17 protein-coding genes, 1 pseudogene and 1 riboswitch are annotated in these 17058 nt (G+C 70.3%); of the genes and pseudogenes, 7 read left to right on the top strand and 11 right to left on the bottom strand.

The window, feature by feature from the left end:
• Positions 1–230 precede the first annotated feature (230 nt).
• The 8 genes from ribB to QFW80_RS12210 all read right to left on the bottom strand — a co-directional run bounded on the left by ribB (position 231) and on the right by QFW80_RS12210 (position 7716).
• Positions 231–1340, bottom strand: a complete 1110-nt coding sequence (gene ribB, locus QFW80_RS12245; RefSeq protein ID WP_280602263.1) for a 3,4-dihydroxy-2-butanone-4-phosphate synthase — start codon at positions 1338–1340, stop codon at positions 231–233.
• A gap of 1 nt (position 1341) precedes the next feature.
• On the bottom strand, positions 1342–1968 hold the full coding sequence (locus QFW80_RS12240) for a riboflavin synthase (protein ID WP_280602262.1): 627 nt from the start codon (positions 1966–1968) through the stop codon (positions 1342–1344).
• 70 nt (positions 1969–2038) lie between these two features.
• Positions 2039–2206, bottom strand: a riboswitch (FMN riboswitch).
• 36 nt (positions 2207–2242) lie between these two features.
• Positions 2243–3262 carry a Gfo/Idh/MocA family protein gene (locus QFW80_RS12235; RefSeq protein WP_280602261.1) on the bottom strand — a complete coding sequence of 340 codons (1020 nt, stop codon included), beginning with the start codon at positions 3260–3262 and terminating at the stop codon, positions 2243–2245.
• On the bottom strand, positions 3259–4011 hold the full coding sequence (locus tag QFW80_RS12230) for a class I SAM-dependent methyltransferase (RefSeq protein ID WP_280602260.1): 753 nt from the start codon (positions 4009–4011) through the stop codon (positions 3259–3261). Before QFW80_RS12230 ends, QFW80_RS12235 begins: the two co-directional genes overlap by 4 nt.
• 46 nt (positions 4012–4057) lie before the next feature.
• Positions 4058–5137: a bifunctional diaminohydroxyphosphoribosylaminopyrimidine deaminase/5-amino-6-(5-phosphoribosylamino)uracil reductase RibD gene (gene ribD / locus QFW80_RS12225; RefSeq protein WP_280602323.1), complete on the bottom strand. Its 1080-nt coding sequence runs from the start codon at positions 5135–5137 to the stop codon at positions 4058–4060.
• 49 nt (positions 5138–5186) lie between these two features.
• Entirely contained in the window at positions 5187–5717 is a 531-nt protein-coding gene (gene nrdR, locus QFW80_RS12220; protein WP_280602259.1) for a transcriptional regulator NrdR, read from the bottom strand.
• Positions 5718–5822: 105 nt separating this feature from the next.
• Positions 5823–7091: a serine hydroxymethyltransferase gene (gene glyA, locus QFW80_RS12215; RefSeq protein ID WP_280602258.1), complete on the bottom strand. Its 1269-nt coding sequence runs from the start codon at positions 7089–7091 to the stop codon at positions 5823–5825.
• A gap of 130 nt (positions 7092–7221) precedes the next feature.
• Positions 7222–7716, bottom strand: coding sequence for an RcnB family protein (locus QFW80_RS12210; protein WP_280602257.1), 495 nt, complete (start codon positions 7714–7716; stop codon positions 7222–7224).
• 239 nt (positions 7717–7955) lie between these two features.
• Between QFW80_RS12210 and ettA the strand changes: the two genes are divergently transcribed.
• The 5 genes from ettA (at position 7956) to pyrF (ending at position 12474) form a co-directional block, all read left to right on the top strand.
• On the top strand, positions 7956–9620 hold the full coding sequence (gene ettA / locus QFW80_RS12205) for an energy-dependent translational throttle protein EttA (protein ID WP_280602256.1): 1665 nt from the start codon (positions 7956–7958) through the stop codon (positions 9618–9620).
• An 85-nt stretch (positions 9621–9705) separates the two neighbouring features.
• Positions 9706–10389: a hypothetical protein gene (locus QFW80_RS12200; RefSeq protein WP_280602255.1), complete on the top strand. Its 684-nt coding sequence runs from the start codon at positions 9706–9708 to the stop codon at positions 10387–10389.
• Between the two features lie 99 nt (positions 10390–10488).
• A complete protein-coding gene (locus QFW80_RS12195) occupies positions 10489–10815 on the top strand; it encodes a hypothetical protein (RefSeq protein ID WP_280602254.1) in 327 nt (108 codons plus the stop codon).
• 77 nt (positions 10816–10892) lie between these two features.
• The gene (map, locus tag QFW80_RS12190; RefSeq protein WP_280602253.1) at positions 10893–11630 is read left to right on the top strand and encodes a type I methionyl aminopeptidase; all 738 of its coding nucleotides are present in this window, start codon (positions 10893–10895) and stop codon (positions 11628–11630) included.
• 16 nt (positions 11631–11646) lie between these two features.
• Positions 11647–12474 carry an orotidine-5'-phosphate decarboxylase gene (gene pyrF / locus QFW80_RS12185; RefSeq protein ID WP_280602252.1) on the top strand — a complete coding sequence of 276 codons (828 nt, stop codon included), beginning with the start codon at positions 11647–11649 and terminating at the stop codon, positions 12472–12474.
• Here pyrF and pncB read toward each other — a convergent pair.
• From pncB to QFW80_RS12170, 3 genes and pseudogenes are all read right to left on the bottom strand, one after another.
• On the bottom strand, positions 12458–13663 hold the full coding sequence (gene pncB / locus QFW80_RS12180) for a nicotinate phosphoribosyltransferase (protein WP_280602251.1): 1206 nt from the start codon (positions 13661–13663) through the stop codon (positions 12458–12460). The genes pyrF and pncB overlap by 17 nt on opposite strands.
• 157 nt (positions 13664–13820) lie before the next feature.
• Positions 13821–14663 (bottom strand): glycosyltransferase family 2 protein, encoded by an 843-nt coding sequence (locus QFW80_RS12175; protein WP_280602250.1) that lies wholly within the window; start codon positions 14661–14663, stop codon positions 13821–13823.
• Between the two features lie 83 nt (positions 14664–14746).
• Positions 14747–15571 (bottom strand): annotated as a pseudogene (locus QFW80_RS12170) (glycosyltransferase family 2 protein); the annotation flags it as partial.
• Between the two features lie 30 nt (positions 15572–15601).
• On the opposite strand from QFW80_RS12170, the gene QFW80_RS12165 reads away from it, so the two are divergent.
• A complete protein-coding gene (locus tag QFW80_RS12165) occupies positions 15602–16270 on the top strand; it encodes a hypothetical protein (RefSeq protein WP_280602248.1) in 669 nt (222 codons plus the stop codon).
• Positions 16270–16884, top strand: a complete 615-nt coding sequence (locus QFW80_RS12160; protein WP_280602247.1) for a hypothetical protein — start codon at positions 16270–16272, stop codon at positions 16882–16884. The genes QFW80_RS12165 and QFW80_RS12160 overlap by 1 nt, the downstream gene beginning before the upstream one ends.
• The last annotated feature ends 174 nt before the right edge of the window (positions 16885–17058 follow it).

Below are 17058 nucleotides of genomic sequence, written 5' to 3'. Positions count from 1 at the left end.
AGGGTGGAATTCTACCGCGGCGCGCGCGAGGCTCGCCCGCCGGCGGCGCAAGGCGCCCGCGCGTCCGGCCCGGCACCCTGCGGCCGGCGCCGTTCTACGCTGGCGGGATTCATGCCGCGGCGCTGCCGGCACCGGCGGGCGTCGCGCGCCGACGATCCGCGCGGGCATCCCGGGTGCCCGCGCAGCTCGACGCAAGGCCAACGCCGGCATGTCGCCCGCGCCCTCGCGGCCTAGGGCGCCACGTACTCGACGATCTCCAGCCCGAACCCGGCCAGCCCCACCTGCCGGCGCGGCGTGCCGAGCACGCGCAGGCGGCCGAAGCCGAGGTCGTGCAGGATCTGCGCGCCGGCGCCGTTGCGGCGCCATTCGCCCACCGTGCCGCCGCGCGCGGATGCGGATGTGGCCGGGCCGGGCGGCACCTCGCGGATGCGCGCCAGCAGCGACTGCGCGTCGTGCGGATCATCGAGCAACACGAGCGCGCCCGCCCCGTCCGCGGCGATCCGCGGCAGCACGTCGCCGGTGGCGGGGCCGAAATCGGCGCGCCGCCAGTGCAGCGCATCGGCCAGCGGGTTCATCGGCTGCACCCGCACCAGGCTGGGATGCGCGGCGTCCGGGGTGCCGCGGACGAGCGCCAGGTGCAGCGCATCGGCCACGCGGTCGCGGTAGGTGACGAGTTCGAAACGCCCGTGGGCGGTCTCGATCCCGCGCGCATCGACCCGCTCCACCGTCTGTTCGGTGTCGAGCCGGTAGCGGATCAGGTCCTCGATCGAGCCGATCTTCAGCCCGTGCTCGCGGGCGAACACTTCCAGTTCCGGCCGCCGCGCCATGCTGCCGTCGGGGTTGAGGATCTCCACCAGCACGCCGGCCGGCGCCAGGCCCGCCATGCGCGCGAGGTCGGCGGCGGCCTCGGTGTGGCCGCTGCGCGCCAGCACGCCGCCGGGTTCGGCCATCAGCGGGAAGATATGCCCCGGCTGCGACAGGTCGGCCGGGGTGGCGTCGGCGCGCACCGCGGTGCGGATGGTGTGGGCGCGGTCGTGCGCCGAGATGCCGGTGGTCACGCCTTCGGCCGCTTCGATGCTGACGGTGAAGTTGGTGCGGTGGCGCGAGGTGTTGGACTGCACCATCGGCGGCAGCCCCAGCTGTGCGCAGCGTTCGCGCGTGAGCGACAGGCACACCAGTCCACGCGCATGGGTGACCATGAAGTTGATGTCGGAGGGACGCACCTGTTCGGCGGCCATGATCAGGTCGCCTTCGTTCTCGCGGTCCTCGTCGTCGACGATCACCACCATGCGGCCCTGGCGGATGTCCTCCAGCAGTTCGGGCACCGGTGCGAAGGCCATCTCAGCGGCCCTCCGAACGGCCGGGACCCACCGCCACGCCGGCGGCGAGCAGGCGCTCGACGTAGCGCGCCACCAGGTCGACCTCCAGGTTCACCGCCTCGCCGGGGGCGGTGCGCCCGAACGCGGTGTGCGCCAGCGTATGCGGCACCAGCGCCACCTCGAAGCCGTCGGCGTGCACCGCGTTGACCGTCAGGCTGACGCCGTCGACGCAGATCGAACCCTTGCTTGCCACGTACTTCATCAGCGCCGCCGGCGCGGTGAACCGCCAGCGCTGCGCGCGCGCATCGTCGGCGATCGCGGCCACCGCGCCGACGCCGTCGACGTGGCCGCTGACCAGGTGCCCGCCGAGGCGGTCGGTCGGGCGCATCGCGCGCTCCAGGTTCAGCGCCCGGCCCGGCGCGAGCGCGCCCAGGGTGGTCAGGGCGAGGGTCTCGTTGGAGGCGTCGGCCTCGAAATGCGCGTCGTCGAACGCGACGACCGTCAGGCACACGCCGTTGACCGCGATGCTCTCGCCCAGGGCGACGCCGTCGAACGGCAGGCTGCCGACCGCGATCCGCAGCCGTGCATCGCCGCCGCGCGCCTCGCGCGACAGGAGGGTGCCGACGCCTTCGATCAATCCGGTGAACATGGTCCGTTTCCCGCAGCAATGGCGAGAAACGCCCGCGGGAGCGAGCGAACGCACGGCCAAAAGCCGCACGACGCGTCTTCTTTCATCCGGACTGTGACCGTCGGCTCCGGCATTCGACCGGATCTGCTGACCCCGCGCGGCTGGGCCGCTTGGGCGCTCGCGGGCTCGCGTGCGCGCACCGCGAAGGTGGCGCCCGCCTACCGCCGGTGGGGCATCTCACCCCGCCCCGAAGACGTTTCTGGTGGTGGTGGCCGCTGGCGGCCGGTGTGCCATTCTAGCGCAGCGGGCCGCCGGCCTGATCCTCGGCCGCGGATGCAGCGTTGCGGAAATCGCGCAGGATCGCGTCGATCACGGCGCTGGTGCGCGCCGCGCTGACGCCGGTCGAGGGACATTCGCCCTCGCCGCGCAGCGCCGCCACCACGGTGTCGATCAGCGGCCGCTGGATGTGCGGAGGATGCGCGATCTCGAAGCGCTTCCGGCCGGCGCCGGTCTCCAGCTCCACCGGCACCTCGTCGAAGCTGGCGAAGCGCAGCCGCCCGCGCTCGCCGGTGATTTCGACCAGGTCCCGGCGCGCGTCGCTGCAGAAATTCCAGTCGCCGGTGCCCCGCACGCCGTTGGCGAAGGCCAGAGTCGCGGCCACGGTGTCCTCGGCCGGATACGCGCCGGACACCGAGCGGGCCGTGCCCGCGACCTCCGTCACCGGCCCGAACAGGAAATCCAGCAGGTCCAGCGTGTGGCTGCCGAGATCGACGAACAGGCCGCCGCCCGCGACCTCCGGACGCACCCGCCACGGCAGCGCGTCGGCCCCGGCGTAGCGCGCATCGAGCGTCCGGTGCAGCACCACGCGCACCTCGCGCGGCGTGCCGATCGCACCGGCCTGCAGCAGGTCGCGCACTTTGAGGAACCGCGGCAGCGCGCGCCGGTAGTAGGCGACGAACAGCGGCAGGCCGGCGTCGCGGCTGGCTGCAAGCATGGCCTCGCATTCGGCCGCGTCCAGCGCCATGGGCTTTTCCACGTACACCGGCTTGCCGGCCTGCAGCGCGCGGATCGCCAGCGGGGCGTGGCTGGAGGGCGGCGTGGCGACATAGACCGCGTCGACCTCCGGATCCGCGATCAGCGCGTCGGCATCGTCGTACCAGCGCGGCACGCCGTGGCGGCGCGCGTAGTCCTCGGCCTTGCGGCCGTCGCGGCGCATCACCGCCACCAGCGCCGACCCCGGCGCCTGCTGCAGGGCCGGCCCGCTCTTGACCTCGGTGACGTCGCCGCAGCCGAGGATGCCCCAGCGCGCCGTCACGGCTTCCTCCGTGCATGGACGAACAGCGGCCACTGCACGCGGCGGAGCGTCTCCGGGTCGCCCCAGGCGCGCGCGATGGCGGCGGCGTGGGCGGTCACCGGATCGCGACCCGTCGCCTCGCGGCAGCGCCGGGTCGCGGAATAGCTGGAAAAATACGCCAGCAGGCGCGCCAGCGGCCAGTCTGCGGACAGCGTGTCCTGCGGCGCATCGATCGCCGGGAACGGCCAGGCGTAGCCGGCATAGGCGGCATCGACGTCGGCGCGCTCGGGCGGCCAGTACGGTCGGATCTCCGCTGCGAACGCGGCCACCGCGTCGCGCAGGCCATCGTCGACCTCGATGTCCTGGTAGCCCCAGGCGACCAGCACGCCGCCGGGCCGCAGCACGCGCGCGCATTCGGCGAAGTACGCCGCGCGGTCGAACCAGTGCAGCGCCTGCGCGACGCAGGCGACATCGGCGCTGGCATCGGCCAGCGCGGTGCGCTCGGCCGGCTCCACCACGAACGCCACGTTGGCCGGCGCCCGCGCATGCGCCACCTGGTCGGCGCTCGGATCCGCGGCATGCACCCGCGCGAACCGCGCCGCCAGCCCGCGCGTCGCCTGGCCGCTGCCGCAGCCGGCTTCCCAGGCCAGCGAGCGCGTTGGCGCCACGCCGGCGATCCAGTCGAACAGCGCATCGGAATAGTCCGGGCGCGCCTCGGCGTAGGCCTCGGCGACGCCGGAGAAGTGGTCCTTGAACGCGGGGCCCGTCATCCGCGCACGATCGCCGGCCGCACCCTGCGCCGCGGGACCCGCATGTTCAGGCAGCCGCTGCCGGCTGCGCACCGGGCCGCAGGTGCAGGCGCAGGTCGTCGCCGACCCGCACGGTCTCGACAATCTCCATCCGCAGGCACTGCGCCATGCGGGTCAGGTCCAGCCCGCCGAACAGCGGCCGCGCGGTATCGCCCAGCAGCACCGGCGCCACGTACAGCAGCAGGTCGTCCACCAGCCCGGCCTTGAGCAGTGCGCCGGCGAGGGTGGCGCCGGTTTCCACGTGCACCTCGTTGACCTCGCGCTGCGCCAGCAGCGCCAGCGCCGCGTCGAGATCGAACACGCCGCCCTTCACCGCCACCGGTGCGCGGTCGGCGGCCAGCTCGCGCGGCACCTTCGCGTCGGGCGCGTGCAGGTACAGCGTGGGCGCGTCGCCCTCGCGCACCTTGCCGCGCGCCACGGTCGCCAGGCCGGGATCGAGCACCACCCGCAGCGGCGGCACGAACTCGCGCGGCGTGTCGAAGCGCACCGTCAGCGACGGGTCGTCGGCCAGCACGGTCCCCGCGCCGGTGAGGATCGCTCCGGCGCGCGCGCGCCAGTGCATCACGTCGGCGCGCGCGGCCGCGCCCGTGATCCACTTCGAATCGCCGTTGGCCAGCGCCGTGCGCCCGTCCAGGCTGCAGGCAAGCTTCACCCGCACCCACGGCCGCCCGCGCTCGATCCGCGACAGGAAGCCGACGTTCAGGGCGCGCGCCTGCGCCTCCATCAGCCCCGCCCCGACCTCGATCCCGGCCGCACGCAGACGGTCGAACCCGGCGCCATCCACCTGCGGGAACGGATCGCGCATCGCCGCGACCACGCGCGACACGCCGGCCGCCACCAGCGCATCCGCACAGGGACCGGTGCGCCCGGTGTGCGCGCAGGGTTCGAGGGTCACGTAGGCGGTTGCGCCCTTCGCCCGTGCGCCCGCGGCCTCCAGCGCGATCACCTCCGCGTGCGGCCCGCCCTGGCGACGATGCCAGCCCTCGCCCACGACCTCGTCGCCACGGGCGACCACGCAGCCCACCATCGGATTGGGACGGGTGGTGTAGGCGCCGAGCGCGGCCAGACGCAGCGCCCGGGCCATCATCGCGTGGTCGGTGGCGGAGAACGCGCTCACCGCCGTAGCCCCCGGGCCGTCAACGCTTCTTGCCCTTGTCCGGCTTGCCGAACGGCACCACGTCGCCACCGAGCAGCGGCAGCTGGCCCTCGCCCGGCAGCTCGCGCTCGAGCCGGTCGAGTTCCTCGCGGAAATCGGTGATGTCCTCGAACGAGCGGTACACCGACGCGAAGCGCACGAACCCCACGTGGTCGAGCTTGCGCAGCTCGGCGATCACGAATTCGCCCACGCGGCGCGAGGCCAGCTCGCGCTCGGTGGTCATGCGCAGCTGGTGCACCACCGCGCGCACCGCCGCCTCGATCTGCTCTTCCGACACCGGCCGCTTGTGCAGCGCCCGGTCCATGCTGATGCGCAGCTTGCGCGCGTCGAACGGCTCGCGGCGGCCGTCGCCCTTGATGATCACCGGCAGCTTGAGCTCGATCGTCTCGAGCGTGCTGAAACGCTCTCCGCAGGCCTCGCACTCGCGCCGACGCCGGATCGTCGCGCCGTCCTCGGACGCGCGCGAATCGATGACCTTGGTGTCCTGGTGCTGGCAGAAGGGGCAGTGCATCGTGGGTCGTGGCGAGTGGTGTCGTGAACGGGCGTCGCAGTCGTAACGGCGTAGACGGGATCCTGTCTCTACGGATCAGCGGTCACGGCTCACCCACGAGCCGCGTCACCCGTAGACCGGGAACTTGCGGCACTGCGCGGTCACCGCCTCGCGCACCCGCGCCAGTACCGCCTCGTCCTGCGGCGCGTCGAGCACGTCGCAGATCCAGTTGGCCAGGTCGATGCAGTCCTGCTCGCCGTAGCCGCGGGTGGTGACCGCCGGGGTACCGATCCGCAGCCCCGAGGTGACGAAGGGCTTGCGCGGGTCGTTGGGCACGGAGTTCTTGTTGACGGTGATGTGCGCCTTGCCCAGCGCTTCCTCCGCGTCCTTGCCGCTAACGTCCTTGCCGATCATGTCGACCAGCATCAGGTGGTTCTCGGTGCCGCCGGAGACGATCCGGTAGCCGCGCTCGATGATGACCTTCGCCATCGCCTGCGCGTTGCTGACCACCTGCTGCTGGTAGGTCTTGAACCCGGGCTCCAGCGCTTCCTTGAAGGCCACGGCCTTGGCCGCGATGACGTGCATCAGCGGGCCGCCCTGGATGCCGGGGAAGACGATCGACTGCAGCTTCTTGGCGATCTCGTCGAACTGTTCGCCCGCGCCCTGCTTCGATGCCACGATGATGCCGCCGCGCGGGCCGCGCAGGGTCTTGTGGGTGGTCGACGTCACCACGTGGGCGTGCGGCACCGGCGTGGGATACACGCCGGCCGCAACCAGGCCGGCCACGTGCGCCATGTCCACGAACAGCAGCGCGCCGACCTTGTCGGCGATGGCGCGGAAGCGCGCCCAGTCGATCTTCTGCGAGTAGGCGCTGAAGCCGGCCACGACCATCTTCGGCCTGTGCTCCACCGCCAGCCGCTCGACCTCGTCGTAGTCGATCAGGCCCTCGTCGTTCACGCCGTACTGCACCGCGTTGAACAGCTTGCCCGAGGCGTTGACCTTGGCGCCGTGGGTCAGGTGGCCACCGTGGGCCAGCGACATGCCCAGGATCGTGTCGCCCGGCTGCAGCAGCGCGAAATACACCGCCTGGTTGGCCTGCGAACCCGAATGCGGCTGCACGTTGGCGTAGTCGGCCTCGAAGAGCTGCTTGAGGCGGTCGATGGCCAGCTGCTCGGCGACATCGACGTATTCGCAGCCGCCGTAGTAGCGCTTGCCCGGGTAGCCCTCGGCGTACTTGTTGGTCAGCTGGCTGCCCTGGGCCTCCATCACCCGCGGGCTGCAATAGTTTTCCGACGCGATCAGCTCGACGTGGTCCTCCTGCCGGCGCGTTTCCGACGCGATCGCGGCGGCGAGTTCGGGGTCGTAGCCTTCGATACGGGCATCGCGCGGAAACATCGGCACTCCGGGGCGTGGGGACGGGCCGATTGTACCGCCCGGACCGGGGCCGGCGGGGCCGGGCGGGACTGGACGCAAAAAGAAGGCGTGCCGGTTGGCACGCCTTCGGGGTCCCCACGCGGGAGTCGCCTCAGCGCAGGATCAGGTCCGCGATGAGGCCGGTGGCGACCGCGACCAGCAGGTAGTCGCCGTAGTCGTCGCGCATCCAGCGGTAGCCGCGCGGCGGGTGGCGCAGGCCGTAGCCGCGGTAGTCGTTGACCACGTAGATGGGCCGCTGGTAGTGGTGGATGTAGCCGCCGCGGGCCCAGCGCGGCCCGGCATACCGGGGGGCGGGATGGTAGTGGCGGACCACGGGCCGGTGGTGGATGACCCGGACCGGGGGCCGGTAGTGGACGTAGTCGCGCCGGTCGTAGCGCCGATCGTGGCGGTAGTCGCGCCGGGCCTGGCGGTGGTCGCGGCGGTGCTCGCGATGGTCGCGCCGGTGTTCGCGGTGGTCGCGGCGATGTTCCCGCCGATCATGGTCGCGGTGCCCGTAGCCGCGGCGGTCGTTATCGGCCATGGCCGGCGCGGCGACGGTGGCCAGGGCCAGCGCCAGTGCGGTTCCCCAGGTGAGCTTCAGGTTCATGTGGTCGGTCTCCAGGTCCGCGCCCTCCGCTCCCGGACGGCGTGGCATCGACTATCGGCCTGGCGCGCTGAATCGAACCTCCCTGCAACCGTTTGCAGCAGGCGCGCGCTCACGATCGTTTAACGTCGGCTCAGGCCGAAGCGCGGGTCGCGAACGGCTATAATCGGTCCATCCCGAGCCACCTCCTGCCGGTCCGCGCACCCCGCGCGGGTCTCGGTCGCGCGCAATCCGGAGTCCGCATGTCGTCGCAGTACATCTACACCATGAACCGCGTGTCCAAGGTCGTGCCGCCCAAGCGGCAGATCATCAAGGACATCTCGCTGTCGTTCTTCCCCGGTGCCAAGATCGGTCTGTTGGGCCTGAACGGCGCGGGCAAGTCCACGGTGCTCAAGATCATGGCCGGCGTCGACCAGGATTTCGAGGGCGAGGCCCGGCCCCAGCCCGGCACCAAGGTCGGCTACCTGCCGCAGGAGCCGCAGCTCGACCCCGAGATGACCGTGCGCGAGGCGGTCGAGGAAGGCGTGGGTGAAGTGCTGCAGGCGCAGGCCCGCCTGGACGAGGTGTACGCGGCCTATGCCGAGGAAGGCGCGGACTTCGACGCGCTGGCCAAGGAACAGGAGCGGTTGGAGGCGATCCTCGCTGCCGGCGACGCGCACACCCTCGAGAACCAGCTGGAAGTCGCCGCCGACGCGCTGCGCCTGCCGCCGTGGGACGCGAAGATCGGCAAGCTGTCCGGCGGCGAGAAGCGCCGCGTCGCGCTGTGCCGCCTGCTGCTGCAGAAGCCGGACATGCTGCTGCTCGACGAACCCACCAACCACCTCGACGCCGAATCGGTGGAATGGCTGGAACAGTTCCTCGCCCGCTACACCGGCACCGTGGTGGCGGTGACCCACGACCGCTACTTCCTCGACAACGCCGCCGAGTGGATCCTCGAGCTCGACCGCGGCCGCGGCATCCCGTGGAAGGGCAACTACACCGAGTGGCTGGTGCAGAAGGACGAGCGCCTGAAGCAGGAAGACAACCAGGAAAAGGCGCGCCAGAAGGCCATCCAGAAGGAACTGGAATGGTCGCGGCAGAACGCCAAGGGCGGCCGTTCCAAGGGCAAGGCGCGCCTGGGCCGGCTCGAGGAACTGCAGTCGGTCGACTATCAGCGGCGCAACGAGACCAACGAGATCTTCATCCCGCCGGGCGAGCGCCTGGGCAACTCGGTGATCGAGTTCAGGAACGTCTCCAAGAAGTTCGGCGACCGCCTGCTGATCGACGACCTGTCGATGATCGTGCCGCCGGGGGCCATCGTCGGCATCATCGGCCCGAACGGCGCCGGCAAGTCGACCCTGTTCAAGATGATCACCGGGCAGGAGAAGCCGGACTCGGGCCAGATCGTGATCGGGCCGACGGTGAAGCTGGCCTACGTCGACCAGAGCCGCGACGCGCTGGAAGGCGACAAGACCGTGTTCGAGGAAGTGTCGGGCGGGCTGGACATCCTCGACATCAACGGCGTGGAGATCCAGTCGCGCGCCTATATCGGCCGCTTCAACTTCAAGGGCCAGGACCAGCAGAAGCGCGTCGGCGCGCTCTCCGGCGGCGAGCGCGGCCGCCTGCACATGGCCAAGACCCTGTTGCAGGGCGGCAACGTGCTGCTGCTCGACGAACCGTCCAACGACCTCGACATCGAGACCCTGCGCGCGCTGGAAGACGCCCTGCTCGAGTTCCCCGGCAACACGTTCGTGATCTCGCACGACCGCTGGTTCCTGGACCGCATCGCCACCCACATCCTCGCCTTCGAGGGCGACAGCCACGTGGAGTTCTTCCAGGGCAACTACCGCGAGTACGAGGAAGACAAGCGCCGCCGCATGGGCGACGACGCCGGCCCGAAGCGCCTCCGCTTCAAGGCGCTGAAGTAAGGTGGGATCTTTGATCGGCGGACCCGCGCACACTGAGAACCGCGCGGTGCCGCTCCCTCATCCCCATCGGACAGACGACCTGGCTATGGCCACCGCTCGCCACCTTCTTGTGATTGCCGCATGCCTGGTCGCCGCTTTGGCCGCGTCTTGCACCCGGGCGCCAAATTCGCCCGCCGACGTTTCAACGGCTGCCGCCAATACGATTGATGCAGCAGACGCACCTCCCTCCGAACCGTCGACGGACCGCGAGCGCGAGCTGGCCGGTGCGCAGCCGGATATCGGCGCCGAGCCCTCGTTGGAGCACTTTTTCTCCGGGAAGGCGCTCGCGGTCATCGAGCAACGTAGCCAGCCAGCGCCCCCCGCCGTCATTCAGCACGTCGAAACTCATGTCGGGAATGTTGGGGCATTGGAGGGCTGCTCCAGACAGAGCGCGCCATACGCCGCGCGCCTCATCGACTTGGACAATGACGACTCTCCCGAAGCGATCTCCTTCTACGATCTTTCCGGCTGTCGCGACAGCGCCGTTGTGAGGGTACTTGGTGTCTTCCGCCAAGACGATACGGGCGGCTGGCACTCGGTAATGGATACCGCTTTGAGCGTGGTTCCGGGTGAGGAACGTCCGGTTCTCGCGCTGGGAGAAGGTAGCATCACTATTTCGGGGGGACCGGACGGTTTCGGTGGGTTCTCGGACGCAGAGGTGATCGCCGTGCCTTTCGCCGGCCGGGCACCACGCGAGGATCTTTCGCCCGAGTCATTGCCTGCCCCGTGACCTCACGCCGGACGGAGCCGTTGCCCGGACATACGCGTTCGTTCATCATCCCCACGCCGCAGTTGCGGCACCCACCAAGCCTGCACAAGGAGCGTTTATATGATCATGAGGAAGATTTCCCCGCTGACCCGGACCGTGGTGCTGGCGGTCGCATGTGTCGCCCTCCCGGCGATGGCGGGTGAGGCGTCGGTCTGCCATAGCGGAATCCAGAGCTACTCGACTACCGGTAACGGGGGCGCGTTTCCGCAGCTGTCGAACGCAACGCGTTTCAACTGCCAGGCAGGCGGTGTCGCTTACACAATTCCGCAGCTCGCCCAACGAGGGTGGAGGATCGTGCAGGTTGTGCCCGTGGTGTACTCGACGACGTACCAGAACGACGGCACGGCGATCATGCGTCAGCGCCAGCAGCTGATCATCGAAAAGTGATCTGCAGTTGGTCGGGACTCGCCCGGCTCTCGCACGTGAGATCGACCTGAACAGGTCGATCTCGTGATCGACGCATCATGACTATCGAACACGCCAGCGAACTCGAAGGCCTGCGCCGCGCCGGCGCCCTGGTGGCGTCGATCCTCGCCGGCATGCGCGAGGCCGCCGCGCCCGGCGTGACCACACGCGAACTCGACGCGCTGGGCGCGAAGTGGCTGCGCGCCGCCGGCGCACGCTCGGCCCCGCAGCTGACCTACGACTTCCCCGGCGCGACCTGCATCAGCGTCGGGCGCGTGTTCGCGCACGGCATCCCTGACGACACCGTGCTGCGCGAGGGCGATCTGGTGAACATCGACGTCTCGGCCGAGCTGGACGGCTACTTTGCCGACACCGGCGCGAGCTTCGTGATCGGCGCCGCCGCGCCGGCGCAGCAGCGCCTGCTCGACGCGACCCTGGAAGCGCGCGACGCCGCGATCGCCCAGCTGCGCGCCGGCGAGCGGATCAACGGCATCGGTCGCACGATCGAGTCGGTGGCCGCGCGTCGCGGCCTGCGGGTGATCCGCAACCTCGGCAGCCACGGCGTCGGGCGCGCCCTGCACGAGGCGCCGGGGCAGATTCCGGGCCATTACGATCCGCGCGATGCGCGCCGGCTGCACGAAGGCATGGTGATCACGGTCGAGCCGTTCCTGGCCAGCCACGCCACCTTGGCGGAAGAAGCCGACGACGGCTGGTCACTGTACTGCCGCCGCGGCTTCGCCGCGCAGTTCGAACACACGGTGGTGGTCACGTCCGGCATGCCGGTCGTGGTCACCTGACACGAGGGACACGCGCATGGGATTCGTCCGCAGACTCCGCGACCGCTGGCAGCAGGCCGACACCCTGCTCTGCGTGGGCCTGGACCCGGACCCGGCGCGCTTCCCCGAATCGCTCGTCGCGACCGGCGACGACGTCGCCGACAGCCTGTTCGCGTTCTGCCGCGACATCGCCGACGCCACCGCGGAGTTCGCCTGCGCCTTCAAGCCGCAGATCGCCTATTTCGCCGCGCACAACGGCGGCGAGGCCGCGCTGCAGCGGCTGATCGCGCACATCAACGGGACCCATCCGGACGTGCCGGTGATCCTCGACGCCAAGCGCGGCGACATCGGCAGCACCGCCGAGCAGTACGCGGTGGAGGCCTTCGACCGCTACGGCGCCGATGCCGTCACGCTCAATCCGTACATGGGACGCGATTCGGCTGTCCCGTTCCTGCAGCGCTTTGATCGCGGCTGCATCTTCCTGTGCCATACCTCCAATCCCGGCGCGCGCGATTTCCAGGAACTCATGGTCGAGGGCGAGCCGCTGTACCGGCGCATCGCCCGCACCATCGCCGGCGAGTGGAACGACGACGGCAACTGCGCGCTGGTGGTCGGGGCGACGTTCCCGGAGGAACTGAAGGACATCCGCGGCATCGTCGGCGACATGCCGCTGCTGATTCCCGGCGTCGGCGCCCAAGGCGGCGATGTCGAGGCGGTGGTCCGGAACGGGCGGAATGCCGACGGCACCGGGCTGATGATCAATTCCTCGCGCGGGATCCTCTACGCCTCCCCCGGCGCGGGCTATGCCGAAGCCGCGGCGGATGCCGCCAGGTCGCTGCGCGACGCGATCAACCGCTTCCGCTGACCGCAGTCTCCGGCGCCGGCACCTCGAACACCTGCCGCAGGTAGGCGAGATACCCGGGGTCGTCGCACATCGTCTTGCCGGGCGTGTCGCTGAGCTTGGCCACCGGCTGGCCGTTGCAGCGGACCATCTTCATCACGATGCTCAGCGGGCTCGGTCCGAGGTCGTTGGTGAGGTTGGTGCCGACGCCGAACGACATCAGGCAGCGGCCGCGGAAATGCGCGTACAGCCGCATCACCTCGTCGATGTCCAGGCCATCGCTGAAGACCAGCACCTTGCCGCGCGGATCGACCTTATTCGCGTGCAGGTGCGCGATCATCCGTTCGCCCCAGGCGACCGGGTCGCCGGAGTCGTGGCGCATGCCGTCGAACAGCTTGCAGAAGTACATGTCGAAATCGCGCAGGAACGCGTCCAGGCCGATCACGTCGGTCAGCGCGATGCCGAGGTCGCCACGGTACTCGCGCGCCCAGCCCTCGAACGCCGCCACCTGCGAATCGCGCAGCCGGGGGCCGAGCGCCTGCCAGGCCTGCAGCCATTCGTGCGCCATCGTGCCCTGCGCCACCAGGCCGTGCCGGCGCGCGAGGTCGACGTTGCTGGTGCCGGCGAACTTCTCGCCCAGGCCGGCGACCAGGCGCGGGATAAGGGCGTCGTGCCAGGCGCGCGACCAGCGCCGCCGGGTGCCGAAATCGGTGATGCGGCAGTCCTCGAAGCCCACCGCGTCGTTGATCCGGTCGAGCTTGGCCTGCAGCCGGCGCAACCCTTCGGCCTCGTCCGGCGCGCCGACGGTGTCGCGGAAATGCACCTCGTTCACGATCGCCAGCAGCGGCACCTCGAACAGGATCGTGTGCAGCCAGGGCCCCTTCACCTCCAGCTCGATCTCGCCAGGCGCGACCTGCGAGGCGCGCAGCGACACGTACTTGCGCTGCAGCCGGAACAGGGCCAGGAAATCCACGAAGTCCGGCTTGATGAAGCGCAGGCAGCGCAGGTAGGCCAGTTCGTCGTCCGTCAGGCGCAGCGTGCACAGCGCATCGATCTCCGCGTCGATCGCCTCGACGTGGTGCGCAAGGTCGACACCGGGGGTGCGGCAGCGGAACCGGTATTCCGCGTGTGCGGCCGGATGCTGGTGCAGCACGGCCTGCATCATCGTGAACTTGTACAGGTCGGTGTCGAGCAGGGACTCGATCACGGGCATCGGTGGCTCCTTCGCGGCGCCGGCCGCCGACGCGACGCCATTGTGTCATCGCCCACCGCACGCGGCTGGATCCACGCGCAACGCCCCGGCGGGTGCGCGGGCGCGTCGCCACCGGTCGGCGGCCGGAACGCTCGGCCCTGTCCCTGCATCGACGCCGTCAGCCGGCCTGCAGCTTGCGCGCGACCGCCAGCGGAAAGCGCAGCCAGATGGCGCACCAGACCAGGGCGCGCGCCGGAACCGCCAGCCGCGTGGATTCGAACTTGCGGAAATAGCGCCACAGGCCGCGGTGCTTGTGCCACTCCACGAACACCGGCCGCGAGCGGCTCGACACACCGCGCAGGTGCAGCACGCGCACGTCGTTGGCCGCCGCCACCGTCGCGCCCGCCTCACGCGCGCGCCGGCACAGGTCGAGATCCTCGGCGTGCAGACGGTAACCCTCGTCGAAGCCGCCGATGCGGTCGAACAGGCCGCGCGGCATCAGCATCAGCGCGCCGGAGACGGCGTCGACCCGCTGCAGCGGCTGCGCGTCGTCCGGTACGACGGCGAGCTCGCGCGCGCCCCGCTCGCGCAGCATCGCCGCGAAGGCCGGGTCGCGCCGGCGCGCGGCACCATCGCGCTGGCCGTGCTCGTCCACGAGGTCCGCGCCGAGCAGGCAGTCGCCGGCGAGTGCGGCCGCATGCGCGCGCAGCCGCGAGAGCGCATCGGGTTCGAGCAGGCAGTCGGGATTGACGAACGCCAGCCACGGCGCGTCGCTGGCGCGCGCGCCCTGGTTGCAGGCCACCGAGAAACCGGGGTTGTCCGGATTGCCGATGAAGCGCACCCGCGGATCGACCGAAGCCTGGCGCTGCACGGCCTCGAGCGTGCCGTCGGTCGAGCCGTTGTCGACCACCCGCACCTGCACGACGCCCTCCGCGGCGCACAGGCGCGACAGACAGGCGTCGATGGTGTCGATGCTCTGGTAGCTCACCACCACCGCGGCAATGCCGGCCGGCGCGGACATCAGCTGCCCTCCCCCGGCAGCGCCGCATCTTCCTGCACTGCATCGGACCCGCCCTCCGCGGCATCGCCATCTTCCGCATGGGGAAACAGGTCCTGCTGCCGCTGCGGGCCGTCGACGTCCTCGTACAGCTGCGCCAGGCGCTCGCGCGGGCCGCGCAGCGGATCCTGCATCAGCGTGTTCGCCAGGCGCGCGTGCCAGGTCGGCCAGCGCGCCGCGAGCGCGTCCATGTCGCCTTCGGCCGGACCGCCTTCGCCACCGCGCGCGACGAACGCGGTTTCGCACAACACGTTGCGCCAGCCCAGGCCCGCCAGCCGCAGCGAGAGGTCGATCAGGGCCGCGTACCACGAGCCGTAGCTCTGGACATCGAGGCCGCCGGCCTTGCGCCTTGCACTGCCGCGCAGCAGGACCGCGTGCGCCACCGCGGCCGGCAGTTCGGGATGCAGCGGCGGCATCGCCGCGCAGGCGCGCGCCAGCCGCAACGGGTCGTCCGGCATGGGCGCGATCTCGCCGATCCGGGGCCAGGCGGCGGCCTCGCCCGCATTGCACCAGGGTGTCGCACTGGCGATCGCGGCATCGCGCGCGAAGCACGCCGCCAGCTGCGTGGCCCAGCCCGGCGCCGGGACCGCATCGGCCGCGAGCACGATCACGTCGGCATCGCCGCAGGCGGCGAGCATCTGGTCGACGTGGGCCACCTCGCCCACGCGCCGGTCGCGGCGCGTGTAGTCGGCCTGCAGCGGCGTGGATGCCAGCCAGCGCTCGATGATCGCCAGCCCGCGCGGCCCGGCCTGGGCGTCGTCGGCCAGCCACACGCGCGTTCGAGCGGGGGTACCGGTATCGAGCCCGGCCAGGCACGCGTCGAGGGCTTCGTCGTCAGTGCCGACCGGGAGCAGGACGATAGGGATGTTCACATATTCAGTGAAGTGAATCCGGAGGGAAGTATGCCTTCCAAAGACCGCGCTGTCCCACCGGAGCAAGGATTTGCGTACAAGCTGGCAGGACATCCCATTTCAGGCATGCATATGCGCCTCGTGCTTACCGCTCTGTTGAGCGCCACAGTTGCCAGCATATGCACGCTGGCCGGCGTCCATCTGTTCGCGCGGGATACCCGGCCAAGCGACCCCGAGCTCGAGCGGAGGCTGCAGGCGCTTGAACGACGGTCGATCCCCGCTGCACAGGCAGGGCACGACTCGCGTCCCGGAGCGGGTCCCGTTGCGGCGCACCCGGCGCCTTCCGCAAACAGGCGGACAAGCGTCGAAGAACAGTCGGAGCAGGCCCAGACCGACGCGGTGATGCGCGACTTCGGGAACAGGTTTCGCGCCGAGCAAGTATCCGCCGTGTGGGCGAAGAACACCGAAATCGCCGTCCTCGAAGCGATCACGTCAGACGAAGCCAAGGCTGCAGGGGTCGCGCTGCCTACCGATGTGAACGTCCAGTGCAAGAGCACGCTGTGCAACATCACCGCAATCTACCGGGACGATGGGGCTGCGGCAGAGGCCGCGACCATTCTCGCGATGGACATCAGCGGCGCGCTGCCCCAGACCCAGCGCCGCACGATCTACAGGCCGGATGGCAGCGTGGAACTGCAGGTGTACGCGATGAAGAAGTGATGCCCGGCGCCGATCCCCCTGCGTTCGCCGGACCGACCCTCCGCGGCAAGACACACGCCGCTCCCAACTTCAAGGATCCAAAGATGAAGAACGTGAAAACCCTGATTCTGGCGTCGACCGTCCTGGCTGCTTCGCTCATGCATGGTGAAGCACAAGCCGACAGCAAGTACTACAGCGTCGGCGGGTGCGCGCCTTACACCACCGGCACCCCAAATTACAGCCAGTTGCGCATCCGTCCGGAATCGGTGCAGAACCAGGGCAATGGTTACCTCTACGTGATCTGTCCGATCGTGCGGGACGCCGAGAGCTCATGGGGCACCACCGGCGACGAGGCCGGCGCTTCGGTCTCTGCCTACTTCCGCACCAACACCGCCGGAAACTTCCAGTGCACCCTGAATGTTGGATCCAACCGGACTACGCTCTGGACCGACACCAAGTCGGTGTCCGGTGACCCCGGCGACCTGCTGAGCGTCAACTGGAGCACGGCCGAGACCCAAGTCATCTCGGCGCTCAACTCCCCTGCGAGTCTCGTCTGCCGTCTGCCTCCCAAGGGCTCGATCGTGGCTTACGCTGTTCATGAAAACGGACATACGGACGACGGCGTGTATCCCTGACCGACGCGGCGTCTGGGCAGAGCCGTGCTCTTTGCGTCCCCGATCAATGCGCGACAGCAAGCCCAGATCACCCGATTCGCAACTACGGAGCCCGCGCAGCAGTGCGCGGGCTTTCTCGCTTCGGCACTCCTGCAGGATCAATCGGCTGTGCCATCGGCCTATGCACGAGACGGG

The organism is Luteimonas rhizosphaericola, from assembly GCF_029888045.1.
In the GTDB taxonomy this organism is placed as follows: Bacteria; Pseudomonadota; Gammaproteobacteria; order Xanthomonadales; family Xanthomonadaceae; genus Luteimonas; species Luteimonas rhizosphaericola.
This window is presented reverse-complemented; position numbering and strand designations above follow the sequence as displayed.

Excerpts from the sequence above, each read along its gene's own strand:
- ribB (WP_280602263.1), bottom strand. The coding sequence starts at position 1,340 with ATGGCCTTCGCACCGGTGCCCGAACTGCTGGAGGACATCCGCCAGGGC.
- QFW80_RS12240 (WP_280602262.1), bottom strand. The coding sequence starts at position 1,968 with ATGTTCACCGGATTGATCGAAGGCGTCGGCACCCTCCTGTCGCGCGAG.
- QFW80_RS12230 (WP_280602260.1), bottom strand. The coding sequence starts at position 4,011 with ATGACGGGCCCCGCGTTCAAGGACCACTTCTCCGGCGTCGCCGAGGCC.
- ribD (WP_280602323.1), bottom strand. The coding sequence starts at position 5,137 with ATGATGGCCCGGGCGCTGCGTCTGGCCGCGCTCGGCGCCTACACCACC.
- nrdR (WP_280602259.1), bottom strand. The coding sequence starts at position 5,717 with ATGCACTGCCCCTTCTGCCAGCACCAGGACACCAAGGTCATCGATTCG.
- glyA (WP_280602258.1), bottom strand. The coding sequence starts at position 7,091 with ATGTTTCCGCGCGATGCCCGTATCGAAGGCTACGACCCCGAACTCGCC.
- QFW80_RS12210 (WP_280602257.1), bottom strand. The coding sequence starts at position 7,716 with ATGAACCTGAAGCTCACCTGGGGAACCGCACTGGCGCTGGCCCTGGCC.
- ettA (WP_280602256.1), top strand. The coding sequence starts at position 7,956 with ATGTCGTCGCAGTACATCTACACCATGAACCGCGTGTCCAAGGTCGTG.
- QFW80_RS12200 (WP_280602255.1), top strand. The coding sequence starts at position 9,706 with ATGGCCACCGCTCGCCACCTTCTTGTGATTGCCGCATGCCTGGTCGCC.
- QFW80_RS12195 (WP_280602254.1), top strand. The coding sequence starts at position 10,489 with ATGATCATGAGGAAGATTTCCCCGCTGACCCGGACCGTGGTGCTGGCG.
- map (WP_280602253.1), top strand. The coding sequence starts at position 10,893 with ATGACTATCGAACACGCCAGCGAACTCGAAGGCCTGCGCCGCGCCGGC.
- pyrF (WP_280602252.1), top strand. The coding sequence starts at position 11,647 with ATGGGATTCGTCCGCAGACTCCGCGACCGCTGGCAGCAGGCCGACACC.
- pncB (WP_280602251.1), bottom strand. The coding sequence starts at position 13,663 with ATGCCCGTGATCGAGTCCCTGCTCGACACCGACCTGTACAAGTTCACG.
- QFW80_RS12175 (WP_280602250.1), bottom strand. The coding sequence starts at position 14,663 with ATGTCCGCGCCGGCCGGCATTGCCGCGGTGGTGGTGAGCTACCAGAGC.
- QFW80_RS12165 (WP_280602248.1), top strand. The coding sequence starts at position 15,602 with ATGCCTTCCAAAGACCGCGCTGTCCCACCGGAGCAAGGATTTGCGTAC.
- QFW80_RS12160 (WP_280602247.1), top strand. The coding sequence starts at position 16,270 with ATGCCCGGCGCCGATCCCCCTGCGTTCGCCGGACCGACCCTCCGCGGC.